Source organism: Comamonas sp. DB36 (assembly GCF_057914905.1).
Genome location: NZ_CP196631.1, coordinates 1,807,343 through 1,824,309, shown reverse-complemented (window position 1 = coordinate 1,824,309; position 16,967 = coordinate 1,807,343). Strand labels below are relative to the sequence as shown.

Sequence of the window (16,967 nt, the reverse complement as noted above, 5' to 3'; positions counted from 1 at the left end):
AGTATTCATGGATTCCCATTTCGGCATTGCCAACGTCTGGACCCAGGGGGACTTCGTCACCCGCGCCATCGCCGTCATCCTCATCGGCATGTCTCTCGTGTCGTGGATCGTGATCATCATCAAGGCGCTGGACATCTTCAAGTACCGCAAGCATGCGCGCGCCTCGTTTGATTTCTGGCACAGCGAAGACTTCGGCACCGGCCTGGCCAAGCTCGGCACCGATCCCGCTAACCCCTTCCGCCACCTGGCGCTCGAAGGCCGTGAAGCCACGGCCCACCACCGCAAGAGCAGTGCCCATCTGCATGACTCGCTGGACATCAGCGACTGGGTCACGCGCAGCCTGCGCAACACCATCAACGAATTCACCGCTCGCCTGCAAGGCGGCCTGGCCATCCTGGCTTCCGTGGGCTCCACGGCGCCGTTCATCGGCCTGTTCGGCACCGTCTGGGGCATCTACCACGCACTGGTCGCGATCGGCTCCACGGGCCAGTCGACCATCGACAAGGTGGCCGGCCCCATCGGCGAAGCGCTGATCATGACGGCCCTGGGCCTGGCCGTGGCGATTCCCGCCGTGCTGGGCTACAACGCCCTGGTGCGCGGCAACAAGTCCATTCTCAACAACCTCAACAGCTTCGCGCACGACCTGCACGCCTACTTCGTGACCGGCGCCCGCGTGAATGTGCAGAATGAAGGCGAGCAAGCCAAGGTGCTGCCGCTGAAGAAAGGTGCCTGACCATGTCGTTCGGAACCCAGGACGATTCCGATGAGGTGATGAACGAGATCAACATGACGCCGCTGGTCGACGTCATGCTGGTGCTGCTCATCATCTTCATCATCACCATTCCGGTGATGAAGCATTCGGTCAACGTCGATCTGCCGCAGGCAACCAACCAGCCCGAGAACGTGAAGCCGGAAACGGTCAACCTGAGCATCGATGCCGAAGGCAAGTACCACTGGAACGCCCAACCCATCACCGATGAAGCGCTGCTGACCCAGTTGCAGGCCGAAGGTGCCAAGGACCCGCAGGCGGACCTGCATATCCGCGGCGACAAGAACGTGCGCTACGAGCGCGTGGCCCAGGCCATGGCGGCCGCGCAGCGCGCGGGCGTGCGCAAGATCGGCTTTGTGACCGACCCCACGCAATAAACTGCGCCACCCCGCAAAAAGCCCTGCCCTTCGCGCGCGAAGGCAGGGCTTTTTGCATGGCGCAGGGCGCCCAGAGCTGGCTGAATGATTTATTTACAAAGCCGGGTCGCAAACGATTGACATGTTATTGAGAATCAATATCATTAGCAAACACACCGACCTGAGGATCAACACATGCCCGCTACCCTTTCCCTGCCCCGTACAGGCCAAGCCAGCCAAATTTCCATTCAGATGTCCCAGCCCCTGCAAGAAACAATGCACGCCGAAAGCGCGCTGGGCATGAACAGCACCGAGCTGCTGCAGGGCCGCAAGTCCGTCACCATCCTGCACAACGGCATGCCTTACCGCCTGCAGGCCACCAAGCTGGGCAAGCTGATCCTCACCAAATAATCGCTGTTTCATCGTGGGGCGGCCCGTACATCCGGGCCGTTTTGCCAGCCAACGGAGCTTGTCCGCGTAGCCAGGCTTTTTTCCCGCGCAGCATGCAAAAAGCCGGTCAGCGACCGGCTTTTTCAATGGGCCCGTACAGGCCGGCCCCGAGGATGGCGCTCGATCAGAGACCGATGGCGGCGATGCCGGCGCGCGCGATCTGCGCGTCTTCATGCGACTTCACACCGCTGACGCCGACGGCGCCAATCACCTGGCCGTCCTTGACGATGGCCACGCCGCCTTCGAGCAGGCCGCTGAGGCCGGGAGCGCTCAGGAAGGCCGTGCGACCGCCGTTGACGATGTCTTCATAGATCTTGGAGTCACGGCGACCCAGGGCGGAAGTGTTGGCCTTGGCGGGAGCGATCTGTGCCGAGATGGCGCCGGCGCCGTCGAGGCGCTGCAGCCACAGCAGATGACCACCGTCGTCGACGATGGCAATGCTCACGGCCCATTTGTTCTTCAATGCTTCGGCTTCCGCTGCGGCGGCAATGGCTTTCACGTCGGCGAGTTCGAGTTCGTGCTTGGTCTTCATGCAAAGGCTCCGTGTAGTAATCGGGTATGGGCGAAAAAGGAACAGCATAACGGGCAAACCGACGCCAACTGGGCACTTCCAGCGCAAAAGATTCACAACTAAAACCAATTGATCGCAACCGGGTATTGCAAACGCCGCTTGCCGTCGCCACCTAGAATGAACTATGCAATCGTGCATGCACAAAGGAGAACGTCCGAATGAATGAACAAGTCACCACACTGGGCTCTGCGGGCTACGGTGTCTCGCAGCAACAGCGCAACAAGGTCTTGCGCAATACCTACTGGCTGCTCGCGCTGAGCCTGCTGCCAACGGTACTCGGCGCCTGGGTAGGCGTTGCCACGGGCATCACGGCATCGCTGAGCGGCGTGGTCGGTCTCGTCGTGTTCATGGCGGGCGCTTTCGGCTTCATGTATGCCATCGAGAAGACCAAGCATTCGGCCGCAGGCGTGCCTGTGCTGCTGGGCTTCACGTTCTTCATGGGCTTGATGCTCTCGCGCCTGATCGGTCAGATCCTGGGCTTCAGCAATGGCTCCGAGCTGATCATGACCGCGTTTGCGGGCACGGCCGGCGTGTTCTTCGTGATGGCCAGCGTGGCCTCCGTGATCAAGCGCGACCTGTCGGGCATGGGCAAATGGCTGTTCGTCGGTGCGATGGTGCTGTTTGTCGGCATCCTGGTCAATATGTTGGTCGGCTCGACCGTCGGCATGATGGTCATCTCCGTGGCCGGCATCGGCATCTTCAGCGCCTTCATGCTGTACGACCTCAAGCGCATCATGGACGGCGGCGAGACCAACTACATCAGCGCCACGCTGGCACTGTATCTGGACCTGTTCAATGTGTTCCAGTTCATGCTGAGCCTGCTGGGCCTGGGCGGCGACCGCGAGTAATCGGCGGCCCCGCTCCCCTCGAAAAGGCCCTGCGGGGCCTTTTTTCATGGGCCGCTCGACTCCGCGGCCGCAAGAAGGCCTTAACTTTTCACGCAAGCTGCCGATAATGCAAGGGACATGTCCAAATACGCCCCTACCACCATGCGGTCTGCACTTCTCGCCCTCCCCCTGCTGCTGCTTGCCGGCTGCAACATTCCCGGCCTCGGGCCCACGCCCCAGGCCATCGCGCGCGAGAACGAGGCCAAGGCGGTAGGAAGCGCCTGCCGCCATGCCTTGCGCGGCCTCGAAGATTGTTACTCGCTCAATCCCAAGGCCACCAAGGCGCTGGTCTTCGCGGGCTGGAAGGAAATGGACCAGTACATGCGCGAGAACAAGATCGAAGGCACGCCTTCGGTGATCACGCAGCGCGAGAAGCCCGCGCGCACGCCCGACAGCGAGATCGAGACCGAGCTGCGTCCCGCGGCGCCGCGCAATCGCAGCTGATGCCCTGCAAGGGCCCTGCCTGCAGCGCAGGCGGGCCCGGCCGGCGCGTCAGATGCGTTCGAACACGGCCATGCTTTCGACATGCGCCGTGTGCGGGAACATATTGATCACGCCCGCACTGACGCAGCGGTAGCCCGCCTTGTTGACCAGCAGATCGGCATCGCGCGCGAGGGTTGCGGGGGCGCAGCTCACATAGACGATGCGCTGCGGCGGCTGCCAGGCGTCGCTGCCCTCGGGCAGAACCACGGCATCCTCGGCGCCTAGGCGCGCCTGGTGGATGTCGGCCAGCGCCTGGACCAGCGCGAACGCGCCTTCGCGCGGCGGATCGACCAGCCATTTGTCGGCGACGCCGTCGGCGATCAGCATTTCCGGCGTCATGTTGAACAGGTTGCGGGCAACGAAATCCGTGGGCGCGAGCGCATCGCCTTCAAGGCGCTGGGCCTGGTTGCGCGCGTAGTTGTCGCGTGAACGCGCAACCAGCGCATCGCTGCCCTCGATGCCCAGCACTTCGCGCGCCTGCGTGGCCAGCGGCAGCGTGAAATTGCCCAGGCCGCAGAACCAGTCGATCACGCGTTCGCTCTTCTTCACATCGAGCAGGCGCAGCGCGCGCGTCACCAGCACGCGGTTGATGTGCGGATTGACCTGGGTGAAGTCCGTGGGCTTGAACGGCATGGTGATGCCGAAGTCGGGCAGGCTGTAGGCCAGATCCTGGATGGGCGGGTCCATGAGCTGCACGGTGTCGGGCCCCTTGGACTGCAGCCACCACTGGATGTTCTGCTCGGCCGCGAACGCGCGCAGCCGGCCCTGGTCGGCCTCGGACAGCGGCTCCATGTGGCGCAGCACCAGCGCGGTGACATCGTCGCCGCAGGCCACTTCGATCTGCGGCAGGGTCTCGCGCGCATCCATCGACGCGACCAGCGCGCGCAGCGGCATCAGCATGTTGTCGACATGCGGCGGCAGCACGCGGCAGACTTCCATGTCGGCGATGTAGCGGCTCTTGCGCTCGTGGAAGCCGACCAGCACCTTCTGCTTCTTGATCACATAGCGCACCGACAGACGCGCGCGGTAGCGGTAGCCCCAGGCCGGGCCTTCGATGGGGCGCAGAACCGTTTCGGTCTTGACCTTGCCCAGATGCCAGAGGTTGTCCTCGAGCACGCGCTGCTTGACGGCGACCTGTGCCGAGACATGCATGTGCTGCATCTTGCAGCCGCCGCAGGCGCCTGCATGCAGGCCGAAATGCGGGCAGCCGGGGGTCACGCGCTGGGAAGATTCGCGGTGGATGACCGTCAGACTGCCGCGCTCAAAGCTGTTTTTCTTGCGATGGATGTTGGCGCTCACCAACTCCGTAGGCAAGGCGCCATCGATGAACACGACCTTGCCATCGGGCTGCCGGGCAACGCCCTGGGCATCCATGTCCATGGACAGCACCTCGTACCAGCCGGGCGGCAGTTCCGAGGTGGATTCGGGGAGATTCGCGGGGGGATTGTTTTCGCTCAGGTCACTCATGGCGGCGATTGTCTCAGGCCCGCGATCGGGCGACGCATTTGCAGGGAAATTGCGCGCCATGACATGGCCGGCGGCGTAACGCATCCACACAGCGCTGCTTATCACAGCCAGTCGGGTTCATGCAGCGGGTTTTCCTGAGTTTCAGGCCAGGCGCGCTCTGCACAGACCGCGGCGGGCCGACATTGGACGATCACGAAAGCGGACATTGCGGGCAATACGTATGCCGGCTAAATTGTTATTAAAAGAAAAAAGTGAATCACTTGATATCGTTCCCGACGATAACTCCGGTGCCCCCACGCACCCATGGCCCGACAAAGCGTTACCGCATTCTTGAAGGAGCAACCATGAACGAAGTGATTCAGACGACCTACAGCACGCCACTGGTGATCCTGGCCTACCTCATATCGGCCATAGGTTCCTATGCGGCCCTGTCCGCCACCCACCGCATGCAGGCCCAGCCCGGCAGGAGCCATCTTGCGCATCTGCTCATTGCCGGCATCGCGCTCGGCGGCATAGGCGTCTGGTCCATGCACTTTGTCGGCATGCTTGCGCTCAAGATGGACATAGGCCTGGGCTACTCGATGGTCGAGACCGTGGTTTCGCTGCTTGCCGCCTGCCTCGCGGCCGCCTGGGGCCTGGCCATCGTCGCCAAAAATCCGCGCAGTTGGGCCCGCCTGATTTCCGCCGGCGCCATGCTTGGCGTGGGCGCGGCCACCATGCACTATCTGGGCATGTACGGCATGCGTTTCGGCGGCTATTTCGTCTGGTCGCTGGACGTGGTGGCCATCTCGGTGCTGATTGCCTTTGTCGCGGCCACGGCTGCCCTGTGGCTGGCCTTCAATACGCGCAGCGCCGTCGCGCGCATGGGCGCGGCGGCCGTGATGGCGCTGGCCGTGTGCGCGATGCATTACACCGGCATGTCGGCCGCGGAGTTCATCTGCACCACTGACAACCGGCTGGCCATTCCCACCAGCCCTACGGTCATCAGCGTGATGGACCTGCCGCTGCTGGTGATCACGCTGGCCGTGGGCATGACCTGCGCGATTGCCATTGATCTGCTGTTCGACCCGCAGCGCCGCCGGGCTGTCACGCGCCGCCCCGGCTGAAGCCACGCGCCAGCGGCCGGGGCTGGTGGCGCCGCGCAGCGCGGCCTTCCACCTCCTGCATCGCCCTGGGTGTAGGCCCTGCCCATAATGGCGGCATGAGCATTCTTCCTGAACTCCGCGACGCCGGCAGCATCACGCGCGTCCAAGGCATAGAAGTCGGCCACCATACCGACACGCGCCGGCCCACGGGCTGTACCGTGGTCATGGCGCGCGCCGGCGCTGTGGGCGGCGTCGATGTGCGCGGCGCGGCACCGGGCACGCGCGAGACCGATCTGCTGCACCCCACGAATCTGGTCGAGCAAGTGCATGCCGTGCTGCTCGCGGGCGGCAGCGCCTGGGGGCTGGACGCAGCCAGCGGCGCGGTGCGCTGGCTCGAAGCACACGATGTCGGGCTGGACGTGCGCTACGCGCGCCTGCCGCTGGTGCCCGCGGCCGTGCTGTTCGACCTGGGCGTGGGCGATGCGCGCATACGCCCCGACGCCGACGCGGGCTACGCGGCCTGCGCCGCCGCCAGCAGCGCGCCGCCGGCCGAAGGCAATGTGGGCGCGGGCATGGGTGCCTGCGTGGGCAAGGTGTTCGGCATGGCGCATGCCATGAAAGGCGGCATAGGCACGGCGTCGGTGACCGTCGATGGCGTCACCGTGGGCGCGCTGATTGCCTGCAATGCGCTGGGCGATGTGCTCGACCCCGACACCGGCCGGGTGATCGCAGGCGCACGCAGCGAGGACGGCCTGCGGCTGCGCGATACGCGCCGTGCGCTGCTGCGCGGCGAAGCGCCGCGCCCCGTGCTTGCCGGCACCAACACGACGATAGGCGTGATCGCCACCGACGCGCGCATCACCAAGGCCCAGGCGCATCGCCTGGCCGTGGTGTCGCACGACGGGCTGGCGCGCGCGATCAACCCGGTGCACACCATGTCGGACGGCGACACGCTGTTCGCGCTGGGCACGGGGGCCAGCGGCAAGACGCTGGGAATGATGACGCTGGCGACCATGGCGGCCGAGGTCACGGCGCAGGCAACGCTGCGCGCCGTGCTTTGCGCGCGCGGCATCAAGACAGCCGAGGGGCTTTGGTTGCCGGCGGCCGGGGACATCGAGGGCGGGCCGTTCACCCTTCGACAGGCTCAGGGCGAACGGTAGGGGCAGGCCCATTCCAATGAAAACAGGCCCCAAAAAGGAGCCTGTTTTCCTGCCAACGGTCTGCGTCGCCGCAGACCCTTGAATTACTTCAATGCCTTGAAGCGCATGCGCTTCGGTTTCGCGCCTTCTTCGCCCAGGCGGCGCTTCTTGTCGGCTTCGTATTCCTGGTAGTTGCCGTCGAAGAACACCCACTGCGAGTCGCCTTCGGCGGCCAGGATGTGGGTGGCAATGCGGTCCAGGAACCAGCGGTCATGGGAGATGACCATCACGGTGCCCGCGTATTCGAGCAGCGCGTCTTCAAGCGCACGCAGGGTTTCGACGTCCAGATCGTTCGAGGGTTCATCGAGCAGCAGCACGTTGCCGCCCTGGATCAGCGTCTTGGCCAGGTGCAGGCGGCCGCGCTCACCTCCGGAGAGGTTGCCGACCTTCTTTTGCTGGTCCTGGCCGTTGAAGTTGAAGCGGCCGGCGTAGGCACGCGAAGCCATCTGGAACTTGCCGACGTTGATGATGTCCAGGCCACCGGAAATGTCTTCCCAGACGGTCTTCTCGTTGGCCAGCGAATCGCGCGACTGGTCGACAAACGCCATCTTCACGGTCGAGCCGATGTCGACGGTGCCGCTGTCGGCCTGTTCCTTGCCGGCGATCAGCTTGAACAGCGTGGACTTGCCCGCGCCGTTGGGGCCGATGATGCCGACGATCGCGCCCGCAGGCACGTTCATGCTGAGGTTGTCGATCAGCACGCGGTCGCCAAAGCTCTTGGTGACGTTGTTGAACTCGATGACCTTGCTGCCCAGACGTTCGGCCACAGGAATGAAGATTTCCTGGGTTTCGTTGCGCTGCTGGTATTCGTAATCGCTCAGTTCCTCGAAGCGAGCGATACGCGCCTTCGACTTGGCCTGGCGGCCCTTGGAGTTCTGGCGCACCCATTCCAGCTCCTTCTTCAGGGCCTTGGCGCGGGCTTCCTCGCCCTTGTTTTCGGCTTCCAGGCGGTTGCCCTTCTGCAGCAGCCACTCGGAGTAGTTGCCCTTGTAGGGAATGCCGTGGCCGCGGTCAAGTTCCAGGATCCACTCGGCGGCGTTGTCGAGGAAGTAGCGATCGTGGGTGATGGCCACGACGGTGCCGGTGAAGCGGTGCAGGTACTGCTCGAGCCAGTCGACGGATTCGGCATCCAAGTGGTTGGTGGGCTCGTCAAGCAGCAGCATGTCGGGCTTGGACAGCAGCAGCTGGCACAGCGCAACGCGGCGCTTTTCACCGCCCGACAGCTTGCCGATCACGGCGTCCCATGCGGGCAGGCGCAGCGCGTCGGCGGCGATTTCGAGCTGGTGCTCGGAGTCGGTGCCGGCCGCGGCAATGATGGCTTCCATCTCGCCCTGCTCGGTCGCCAGCGCGTCGAAGTCGGCGTCTTCTTCCGCGTAGGCGGCGTAGATTTCGTCCAGGCGCTTGCGCGCGTTGTTGACTTCCGCCAGCGCTTCCTCCACTGCCTCGCGCACGGTGTGCTCGGGGTTGAGTTGGGGTTCCTGGGGCAGGTAGCCGATGGACAGGCCGGCCATGGGGATGGCTTCGCCTTCGATCTCCTTGTCCACCCCTGCCATGATTTTCAGCAGAGAGGATTTCCCGGAGCCGTTAAGGCCCAGCACGCCAATCTTTGCGCCGGGGAAAAAGCTGAGAGAAACGTCCTTCAAGATCTGCCGCTTGGGCGGCACGGTCTTGGTGACATGGTTCATCGAAAAAACGTATTGGGCCATGGATTTGTCTGTTGATTCTTCAAAAACTGGGCAACAAAATGGTTGCACGCCAGCCGTGATTATCCGCGCATGCGACAATACCCACAGTTACGGGCTCCAGTTGCCCGAAACATCAGCATTCCAGCTGGGGACAATGGACGCAGTGCCGGGCTCCCATCTTTGAACCTCATCTGCCTAGGACTGGCCGGCAACCGCAAAGGTTGCCACGACAGGCTGATACCCCCCGCGCCCAGGATGGGCGCACCTGACCACATGACATTTGAAGAACTGAATCTGGCTCCTGCCATCCTGAAGGCCGTGCTCGAACAGGGTTACGACACGCCTACGCCCATCCAGGCACAAGCCATTCCGGCCGTGCTCCAGGGCCAGGACCTGCTTGCCGGCGCACAGACCGGCACCGGCAAGACCGCAGCATTCGCGCTGCCCATGCTCAACCGACTGGTAGAGGGCGATCCCGCCACCAGCAAGTTCGGCAACAAGGGCGTGCGAGCGCTGATCCTGACGCCTACCCGCGAACTCGCGGCGCAGGTTGAAGAATCGGTGCGCGGCTATGCCAAGTACCTCGACAACATCAGCTCCACCGTGATTTTCGGCGGCGTGGGCATGAACCCCCAGATCGACCGCATCAAGCGCGGTGTCGACATCCTGGTGGCCACTCCCGGCCGTCTGCTGGACCTGCAGCAGCAAGGTTTCCTCGATCTGTCGACCGTGCAGATCCTGATCCTGGACGAAGCCGACCGCATGCTCGACATGGGCTTTATCCATGACGTGAAGAAGGTCTTGGCCCTGGTGCCCAAGAACAAGCAAAGCCTGCTGTTCTCGGCAACCTTCAGCGACGAGATCCGCGAACTCGCCAACACGCTGCTGAAGAACCCGCAAAGCATCCAGGTCACGCCCAGCAACACCACCGTCCAGCGCATCACCCAGGTGATCCACCCCGTGGGCCGCGGCAAGAAGAAGCAGGCCCTGCTGCATATCATCCAGGAACACGACTGGAGCCAGGTGCTGGTGTTCACGCGCACCAAGTTCGGCGCCAACAACGTTGCCGACTTCCTGACCAAGAACGGCGTCAACGCCATGGCGCTGCACGGCAACAAGAGCCAGAGCGCGCGCACCCAGGCGCTGGCCGGCTTCAAGAGCGGCGACATCCGCGCTCTGGTCGCCACCGACATCGCGGCCCGCGGCATCGACATCGATGAACTGCCCCATGTCGTCAACTACGAAATCCCCAACGTCTCCGAAGACTACGTGCACCGCATCGGCCGCACGGGCCGCGCCGGCCGTGAAGGCCAGGCTGTGAGCCTGGTCTGCATGGACGAAGAAGGCTTCATGATGGACATCGAGCGCTTCACCAAGCAGGAGATTCCCGTCCAGCTGCTGCAGGACTTCGGCCCCGAAGAAGGCGAGAAGGCCGAGCCCATCGCCATGGGTCGCCAGACCATCTGGGGCGGTGCGGGCAAGCCGCCAAGCCGTGACGTGATGCAGGCCGCCGCCAAGGCCGCCCGCACCGAAATGATGGACCGCATCCGCGCCAACAAGCCCGCAGCGGGCGAGCGCGGCGCCAAGCCCCAGGGCAATGGCGGTGGCAAGTCGGGCGGTGGTCGCGGCGCAGCCCAGGGCAACGGCGAAGCCCGTGGTCCCGGCAATGGCGGCGGCGGCCGCAGCAACCCCAATGGCCCGCGCGGCGCAGGTGCGCGTGGCGCCGGTCCCCGCGGTGCCGGTCCGCGCCAAGGCGGACAAGGCTTTGGCGGCGACCGTCAGAGCGATTCCCGCAATGACGAGCACCGTGCACCGCGCGCGCCGCGCGAAGGCGGCAATTCGCGCTTCGATGACCAACCCCCGCGCGCCAATGCGCACCTGGGCACCCAGCTGGGCCGCCCGGTGACGCCACGTGGCAGCGCGGCTGGTGGCCAGCCCGATCCAATGCGCACCAGCGTCGACAGCATGGCCCAGGCCGGTCGTCGCAGCGGCGGCTTCCGCAGCGGCGGTGGCGGCGGTGGTGGCGGCTTCGGCGGCGGCGGCGGTGGCCGCAGCGGTGGCGGCGGTGGTGGCTTCGGCGGCGGCCGCAGCGGCGGCGGCGGTGGCCGCGGCGGTTTCGGCCGCTAAAGCCCTGCACCCCGGGGCGCGACGCGCAACGCGCCCGCCCCGCAAACCTGGCTGGCGCAACCTGCGCCAGCCATGCAGATCACCTGCGAGACCGCCCCAGCTCTGCGGGCTGGGCGGCACCTATCCGCTCAAAGCCGATTCCCCATGGAAAACGGTTTGCGCTGACACAATCAGGCATGTTTGAGCGGGTAACATCTTTGCACATCCGACGCCGGCCCCCAATGGCCGGCTTTCGAAATACAAAGGCCCTCACCATGCAAACGCACCCCGCCCTCTTTGCCCGGCTGAACTGCGTCCCGCAGTTGGGCATGACCGTGCGCTTTTCGGCCATTGCCATGGCCGCACTGCTTGCCGCCTGCAGCAGCACTCCTTTGCCGCCATGGCCAGGCACCGCGCCCGGCATGGCCTCGCGTCCTGCTCCCGTAGTGTCTGCGGTGCCTGCACCGCTGGCCACGCCCGCCCCTGCGCCCATCGCGGCCCCCGCCGAATCGCTGCCCTACAGCGCTGCAGTCGCTGCACGCTTTCCCGAACCCACGGTGCGCTATGAGACCCCCGGGCTCGAAGCGGGCCGCACCACTTACACCACCCAGCGCGAAATCGAACAGTGGCTGCGCGAGCTCGCCAACAAATCGCTGGGCAGCGGCGCGCTGCTGGGTCTGGTGACCGCCGGCACCTCGCAGCGCGGCCTGCCGATACAGGCGCTGGTGGCGACGCGCGCGCGCAGCATAGAGCCGCGCGCGCTCGATGCTCTCGACCGTCCCACGGTGATGCTGGTGGCGCAACAGCGCGGCGACGAGCCTGCAGCCGCCGAAGCCATGCTGGTCATCGCGCGCGAGCTCGCGCCCGGCGGCCTGCTGGAACCACTGCTCGCGCGCATCAATGTCGTCGTCGTGCCCCGCGCCAACCCGGATGGCGCACTGGCGGGCCTGCGCGCCACGGCCAATGGCGTGGACATGACCCACGACCACCTGCTGCTGCGCACCCCCGAAGCCCAGGCGCTGGCCTCGCTGGTACGCGACTACCGCCCTACCGTGGTGCTCGATGCCGGCGAATTCGTCGCCGCCGGACCTTATCTGCAGAAGTACCAGGCGCTGCAGCGCCCCGACGTGCAGTTGCAGTATGCGGGCACGGCCAACGCCCACGAGTTCATCACCAAGGCCGCGCGCGAATGGCTGCAGGAGCCGATGTCGGCAGCACTCACCGATGCGCAGCTGACCAGCGACTGGTATGCAAGCACCGCCGCCGATCCGCAGGCGCTGGCTCTGTCGATGGGCTCGATTGCCCCCGATACGCTGCGTAACGCCAGCGCCCTGCGCAATTCGCTGGGCCTCATGGTGCGCTCGCGCGGCGCGGGCATAGGCCGCACCCACCTGCAACGCCGCGTGCACAGCCAGGTGGTGGCGATCAGCAGCGCGCTGCGCAGCACGGCCGAGCGCGCGTCCGAGCTGGCTCAAGTCCAGTCTTTCGCGCGGCGTGACATCGCCGCCAAGGCCTGCCGCCAGCAGATGCTGGTGCAGGCGGCGCAGACGCCGGAACAACGCGAAGTCACCATGCTGCAGCCCGAGACCGGTGCCGATTTCACGGTCAAGGTCGACTGGAATTCGTCGCTCACGCTGCGCCCTCTTAAATCGCGCGTGCGCCCTTGTGGCTACTGGCTTTCGGCGAGCGCCACGGCGGCCGTGGACCGCCTGGAATTGCTCGGTGTGCAGGTAATGCGCGTGGCGGAAAGCGCACCGCTGATCGCCGACACCTACACGCCAACGCCCGGCAGCGCGCCGGCACCTGCGGGCGGTAGCGTACGCCTGGCCCAGGTCACACCCACGCGCGGTGCGGTCGATGCCGCGCCGGGCAGCTTTTACGTTCCGATGAACCAGCCCGCGGCCGATCTCGCGGCGGCCGCTCTTGAACCCGACACCGAGTTCAGTTTCTTTGCCCATCACGCAATCGGCAATCTCGACGACGTGGCACGCGTCATGGTCAGACCGGCGCTGGTGTTCGAAGAATGATGCGCGGCCCTTTTGGGGCCTGCCGATAAATGGAAAACGGGCTTGCTCATTACAGAGCAGGCCCGTTTTTCATTGGAGCCCGGGGCTGCGTGCACCTTACGGTATCCGGCACGGCCAGCGCGTCGAACACCGCACCATTTGTTAGTCAATAGCTATTGAATAATAAAATTGTTTGTATAAAAACTATCATTGAGATATTCTTTCGGGCTTGCCGCTGACGACTTGAAGCAATGTCGCTGCTGCGATGCCCGTGCATCGAGCGGCGCTGCGCAACCTCTCAGCATTGCAGTTGACCCAACGCCAATGAAGGCAGGACCTGTTGCCCCATTTTCAATAGCTATTAGCTATTGAAATATCAGATTCATTTCAACATCATCATGAACCATATCTACACCGTTCTCTGGAATGCGGTGCTGGGACGCTTTTGCGTGGCCAGCGAACTCGGCCGCAAGCGCAGCACCACAGAGCGTGCAGAACGCTCCGGCGTTCAACCACGGCATCCCACGGCGCTGGCAGCGCTGCTCGCCATGGCCTGGGCCGGTCCAGGCTGGGCGACTTTGCCTCAAGACCACGCACTGGTGCACGGCCAGGCAACGGTACAAACGGCGAATGGACGAATGACCATCACGCAAACCACGCCCAAGGCAATTCTCGACTGGCAAAGCTTCAATGTAGGCATGACAAATCGAGTCAAGTTTCAGCAGCCGAGCCCGAGTTCGACGGTGCTCAACCGCGTGGTCGGGCCGTATTCCTCGGCCATTTACGGCCGCATTCAATCCAATGGGCGAGTCTTTCTGGTCAACCCCAATGGAGTGTTTTTTGCCAAAGGGGCAAGCGTCGATGTGGGCGGCCTGGTGGCTTCCACACTGAACGTCGCCAACGAGGATTTCCTTGCGGGACGCTGCCATTTCAGCGCGCTGCCCAATCAGGAGAAGATCGCCAGCGTCATCAACCAAGGACAGATCACAGTCGCCGAGGGCGGCGCCGTGGTACTGCTTGGAGGCTACGTCGCCAACGGAGGCCAGATCCGCGCCCAGCGCGGCTTGGTCGCGCTGGCTTCGGACGGCAGGGTCACGCTGGACTTCGGCGACGATGGGAGTCTGCAGATGGCCGTGGACGGTGCTGCGTTAAAGGCCGTAATCCACAACAGCGGCCATATCGAGGCCGACGGCGGCACCGTGTGGCTGAACGCCACATCCGCAGACAAGCTGGTTCAGTCCGTGATCGGAAACACCGGCGTCATCCAAGCCCGGACGGTGGGCGAGCACGATGGAAAGATCTACCTGTACGCAGACGGCCCTGGCGCCGTCGTCAGAAACTGGGGTACGCTGGACGTCAGCGCACCGCAAGGAAATGGCGGCGTCATATCCCTTGGAGGCGAGCAGGTGGTGCTCTTTTCCACGACCCAGATTACGGCGCAGGCGGATGCGGGGGAACACGGCCACTTTCAGGTTACGGCGCCCCGCCTGCAGGTCAGCAAAGAGGGGGGGATAGACGCTGACGTCCTGTCGGCGACGCTGGGCCGAAACCATGTCTATTTGAACGCCAATGAAGGCGACATCCAGGTGGATGCCCCCGTGGCATGGGGACAGAACCATTTGACGCTGGATGCCGCACAAAGTGTTCATATCAATTCCACCATGACGGCCAGCGGCACATCGATGCTTAACATCGTTCACGGAGAAGCTGCTGCTGGCGATGAGCAGAGTCCGTCCGACCGCGGATTGAACATGGGCTTGTCCGAAAGCGGCTTTACCGGGCGCGTGGATTTTTTGGACGTTCTCGACCAGAGTGACCCTCAGAACCGACGTCTCTACATCAACGGGGAAAACTATGCCCTGCTGACACAGACCGGTGCCAACGGCAGCCGTACCGGCGTGGACCTCCAAGGTATCGATGGCAAGCTCGACGGCCACTACGCGCTGGCTGCGGACATTGATGCCGCGGCGGCGGAGAACTTCAAGCCCATCGGCAACGAATTAGAGCCTTTCAGTGGCAAGTTCGAAGGCCTGGGCCATCAGATTACCAATCTGAGCATAGATCGCAGCTCAGAAACGCATGCGGGACTGTTTGGCCTCAGCGCCGGCAGCACGCGCAATCTGGCGCTGAACAAGGGTAGCGTAAAAGGCGGGGATAACAGTAAAGTCGTGGCCGGCAGCATTGTCGGCACACTGCTCGCGCAGGGCAGCGTGGCGAACGTACACACAAGTGCCTCGGTGCAGGCCCATTCCGATCAAACCCACACGGCCATTGCCATTGCCGGCAACGTAATCGGCCGGATCGACGGCGGAAATCTCAGCAATGCCCATGCGCTGGGCGCCACCAGCGCCAAGACGCTCTCGCGGGGCAACATGACCTATGCCAGGGCCGGAGGCGCCGTGGGTCATCTGCAACGCGGCAGCGTCACCGACACCCATGCAGCTGGGCCGGTGACCGCATCCGCCATATCCCGGAGCATCCAGTACAGCCGCGATGCGCGCGGCGCACCGATCTTCGATTCGAGCGTGCCTCCCACCTATGCCGAGGGCACGGCGCTATCTTATGCAGGCGGCGCCATCGGCTTGAAAGGCGCAGGAAAGATAAACAACATCACGGCAACCGGCCCGGTGAGCGACATGTCCATCGGCAGCACTTCGGTCTCCCTGCATGCGCTGGTGGGAAACGACCCCGGCGCAACGCGCGGCCGTGCCGACAAGCTGCACGCCATGCCAGCCGCGCCCGTTCAAACCTTGGCGCCGGCAATGCCTGCAACGCCCGCGTCCTCGCCTCAGGCCAGCCCGGTCATGGTCACCGTCAATACGGCCGTCCAGGACCACGCTGCGTCAGCGGTACCCGTTCAAACCTTGGCGCCGGCAATGCCCGCAACGCCCGCTTCCTCGCCTCAGGCCAGCCCGGTGATGGTCGCTGTCAATACGGCCGTCCAGGACCACGCCACGCCAGCTATGCCCGTTCAACCCTTGGCGCCGGCAATGCCTGCAACGCCCGCATCCTCGCCTCAGGCCAGCCCGGTCATGGTCGCTGTCAATGCGGTCGTCCAGGACCACGCCACGCCAGCTATGCCCGTTCAACCCTCGGCGCCCGCAATGCCTGCAACGCCCGCATCCTCGCCTCAGGCCAGCCCGGTCATGGTCGCTGTCAATGCGGTCGTCCAGAACCACGCCACGTCAGCTACGCCCGTTCAACCCTTGGCACCGGCAATGCCCGCAACGCCCGCGCACTCGCCTCAGGCCAGCCCGGTCATGGTCGCTGTCAATGCGGCTGTTCATAGCCGCGCCAGCTCAGCGCCCCTTGCCCAGACCCTGGCCAGCCAATCAGCGGCGATCCACCGAATCGCCCCCGCGGCACCGGCGGTGGACCGCCCGCAGGCATTGGTCGCCAGCGTCTCCCAGCCATCGGACAGCGTGACCGGGGCCGATGTCGCTGTCGCTGTCGCTGTCAGCCAGACTGCGGCTGGCCCGACGCAGCCAGGCGTGGACGCCGGCCCCATGGCCTTGCCGGTGGACATGTTCGCCCAGGCCGTCGATATCCGCGCCGCCACCGATACCTGCGCCGCCGTTGACGTTGCTGCGACCGGCGTGGCCCGTGGCATGCCAGTCGGCCCACCCGGCGTGGTGGGCGTCGGCATCGCTGCCGCCAACGCACAGCCGAGCAGCGCTGCGCAGGAAGTGGCGGCCGCAACGCAGCCTGACGAAACGCGTCCTGGCATGCGGATTCAAATCCGGCCCGCTTATGCCGCAGTGATGGCCACGGTGGGGAGCATGGCCCGCACCGATTCCGCGCCAGAACAGCCTGCCGCCGGCGAAGACCCGCTTTACACCGTGATCGGCGACGGCATCCACCGCCCCGCACGCTGAATACGCCGCACATCGCTTCTTTCAGTTT

The 16,967-nt window shown here is 64.6% G+C and carries 14 protein-coding genes; 11 read left to right on the top strand and 3 right to left on the bottom strand.

What is annotated here, in order from left to right:
• The first annotated feature begins 7 nt into the window (after positions 1-7).
• The 3 genes from ACSVDO_RS08425 to hemP all read left to right on the top strand — a co-directional run bounded on the left by ACSVDO_RS08425 (position 8) and on the right by hemP (position 1,536).
• Positions 8-733: a MotA/TolQ/ExbB proton channel family protein gene (locus ACSVDO_RS08425; RefSeq protein ID WP_489595853.1), complete on the top strand. Its 726-nt coding sequence runs from the start codon at positions 8-10 to the stop codon at positions 731-733.
• A 2-nt stretch (positions 734-735) separates the two neighbouring features.
• A complete protein-coding gene (locus tag ACSVDO_RS08420) occupies positions 736-1,146 on the top strand; it encodes an ExbD/TolR family protein (protein ID WP_332537862.1) in 411 nt (136 codons plus the stop codon).
• Positions 1,147-1,377: 231 nt separating this feature from the next.
• A complete protein-coding gene (gene hemP, locus ACSVDO_RS08415) occupies positions 1,378-1,536 on the top strand; it encodes a hemin uptake protein HemP (protein WP_442881498.1) in 159 nt (52 codons plus the stop codon).
• A 163-nt stretch (positions 1,537-1,699) separates the two neighbouring features.
• Here hemP and ACSVDO_RS08410 read toward each other — a convergent pair whose 3' ends face one another.
• Positions 1,700-2,107 carry a GlcG/HbpS family heme-binding protein gene (locus ACSVDO_RS08410; protein ID WP_332537863.1) on the bottom strand — a complete coding sequence of 136 codons (408 nt, stop codon included), beginning with the start codon at positions 2,105-2,107 and terminating at the stop codon, positions 1,700-1,702.
• A 197-nt stretch (positions 2,108-2,304) separates the two neighbouring features.
• Here ACSVDO_RS08410 and ACSVDO_RS08405 point away from each other — a divergent pair, with 197 nt between their 5' ends.
• Positions 2,305-2,994 (top strand): Bax inhibitor-1 family protein, encoded by a 690-nt coding sequence (locus ACSVDO_RS08405; protein ID WP_489595850.1) that lies wholly within the window; start codon positions 2,305-2,307, stop codon positions 2,992-2,994.
• 117 nt (positions 2,995-3,111) lie between these two features.
• Positions 3,112-3,477 carry a hypothetical protein gene (locus ACSVDO_RS08400; protein ID WP_442881499.1) on the top strand — a complete coding sequence of 122 codons (366 nt, stop codon included), beginning with the start codon at positions 3,112-3,114 and terminating at the stop codon, positions 3,475-3,477.
• Positions 3,478-3,525: 48 nt separating this feature from the next.
• On the opposite strand, the gene rlmD is transcribed toward ACSVDO_RS08400, so the two are convergent.
• The gene (gene rlmD / locus ACSVDO_RS08395) at positions 3,526-4,983 is read right to left on the bottom strand and encodes a 23S rRNA (uracil(1939)-C(5))-methyltransferase RlmD (RefSeq protein ID WP_489595848.1); all 1,458 of its coding nucleotides are present in this window, start codon (positions 4,981-4,983) and stop codon (positions 3,526-3,528) included.
• 344 nt (positions 4,984-5,327) lie between these two features.
• Here rlmD and ACSVDO_RS08390 point away from each other — a divergent pair, with 344 nt between their 5' ends.
• Together ACSVDO_RS08390 and ACSVDO_RS08385 are read left to right on the top strand one after the other, a co-directional pair.
• A complete protein-coding gene (locus ACSVDO_RS08390; RefSeq protein WP_332548071.1) occupies positions 5,328-6,089 on the top strand; it encodes an MHYT domain-containing protein in 762 nt (253 codons plus the stop codon).
• Between the two features lie 95 nt (positions 6,090-6,184).
• The gene (locus tag ACSVDO_RS08385; protein ID WP_489595846.1) at positions 6,185-7,228 is read left to right on the top strand and encodes a P1 family peptidase; all 1,044 of its coding nucleotides are present in this window, start codon (positions 6,185-6,187) and stop codon (positions 7,226-7,228) included.
• An 83-nt stretch (positions 7,229-7,311) separates the two neighbouring features.
• Here ACSVDO_RS08385 and ettA read toward each other — a convergent pair whose 3' ends face one another.
• Positions 7,312-8,931: an energy-dependent translational throttle protein EttA gene (ettA, locus tag ACSVDO_RS08380; RefSeq protein WP_489596366.1), complete on the bottom strand. Its 1,620-nt coding sequence runs from the start codon at positions 8,929-8,931 to the stop codon at positions 7,312-7,314.
• On the opposite strand from ettA, the gene ACSVDO_RS08375 reads away from it, so the two are divergent.
• The 4 genes from ACSVDO_RS08375 to ACSVDO_RS08360 all read left to right on the top strand — a co-directional run bounded on the left by ACSVDO_RS08375 (position 8,819) and on the right by ACSVDO_RS08360 (position 16,939).
• Entirely contained in the window at positions 8,819-9,136 is a 318-nt protein-coding gene (locus tag ACSVDO_RS08375; protein WP_332540386.1) for a hypothetical protein, read from the top strand. The two genes, ettA and ACSVDO_RS08375, sit on opposite strands and share 113 nt — an antisense overlap.
• 89 nt (positions 9,137-9,225) lie before the next feature.
• The gene (locus ACSVDO_RS08370) at positions 9,226-11,079 is read left to right on the top strand and encodes a DEAD/DEAH box helicase (RefSeq protein ID WP_489595844.1); all 1,854 of its coding nucleotides are present in this window, start codon (positions 9,226-9,228) and stop codon (positions 11,077-11,079) included.
• 254 nt (positions 11,080-11,333) lie between these two features.
• A complete protein-coding gene (locus ACSVDO_RS08365) occupies positions 11,334-13,085 on the top strand; it encodes a M14 family metallopeptidase (RefSeq protein WP_332540194.1) in 1,752 nt (583 codons plus the stop codon).
• Positions 13,086-13,462: 377 nt separating this feature from the next.
• The gene (locus ACSVDO_RS08360) at positions 13,463-16,939 is read left to right on the top strand and encodes a two-partner secretion domain-containing protein (protein ID WP_489595842.1); all 3,477 of its coding nucleotides are present in this window, start codon (positions 13,463-13,465) and stop codon (positions 16,937-16,939) included.
• The last annotated feature ends 28 nt before the right edge of the window (positions 16,940-16,967 follow it).

Bases quoted from the DNA above. Each gene is read 5' to 3' on its own strand.
- ACSVDO_RS08425 (WP_489595853.1), top strand. From the start codon at position 8: ATGGATTCCCATTTCGGCATTGCCAACGTCTGGACCCAGGGGGACTTC.
- ACSVDO_RS08410 (WP_332537863.1), bottom strand. From the start codon at position 2,107: ATGAAGACCAAGCACGAACTCGAACTCGCCGACGTGAAAGCCATTGCC.
- ACSVDO_RS08365 (WP_332540194.1), top strand. From the start codon at position 11,334: ATGCAAACGCACCCCGCCCTCTTTGCCCGGCTGAACTGCGTCCCGCAG.
- ACSVDO_RS08370 (WP_489595844.1), top strand. From the start codon at position 9,226: ATGACATTTGAAGAACTGAATCTGGCTCCTGCCATCCTGAAGGCCGTG.
- ACSVDO_RS08400 (WP_442881499.1), top strand. From the start codon at position 3,112: ATGTCCAAATACGCCCCTACCACCATGCGGTCTGCACTTCTCGCCCTC.
- ACSVDO_RS08420 (WP_332537862.1), top strand. From the start codon at position 736: ATGTCGTTCGGAACCCAGGACGATTCCGATGAGGTGATGAACGAGATC.
- hemP (WP_442881498.1), top strand. From the start codon at position 1,378: ATGTCCCAGCCCCTGCAAGAAACAATGCACGCCGAAAGCGCGCTGGGC.
- ACSVDO_RS08385 (WP_489595846.1), top strand. From the start codon at position 6,185: ATGAGCATTCTTCCTGAACTCCGCGACGCCGGCAGCATCACGCGCGTC.
- ACSVDO_RS08390 (WP_332548071.1), top strand. From the start codon at position 5,328: ATGAACGAAGTGATTCAGACGACCTACAGCACGCCACTGGTGATCCTG.
- ACSVDO_RS08375 (WP_332540386.1), top strand. From the start codon at position 8,819: ATGATTTTCAGCAGAGAGGATTTCCCGGAGCCGTTAAGGCCCAGCACG.
- ACSVDO_RS08360 (WP_489595842.1), top strand. From the start codon at position 13,463: ATGAACCATATCTACACCGTTCTCTGGAATGCGGTGCTGGGACGCTTT.
- ACSVDO_RS08405 (WP_489595850.1), top strand. From the start codon at position 2,305: ATGAATGAACAAGTCACCACACTGGGCTCTGCGGGCTACGGTGTCTCG.
- rlmD (WP_489595848.1), bottom strand. From the start codon at position 4,983: ATGAGTGACCTGAGCGAAAACAATCCCCCCGCGAATCTCCCCGAATCC.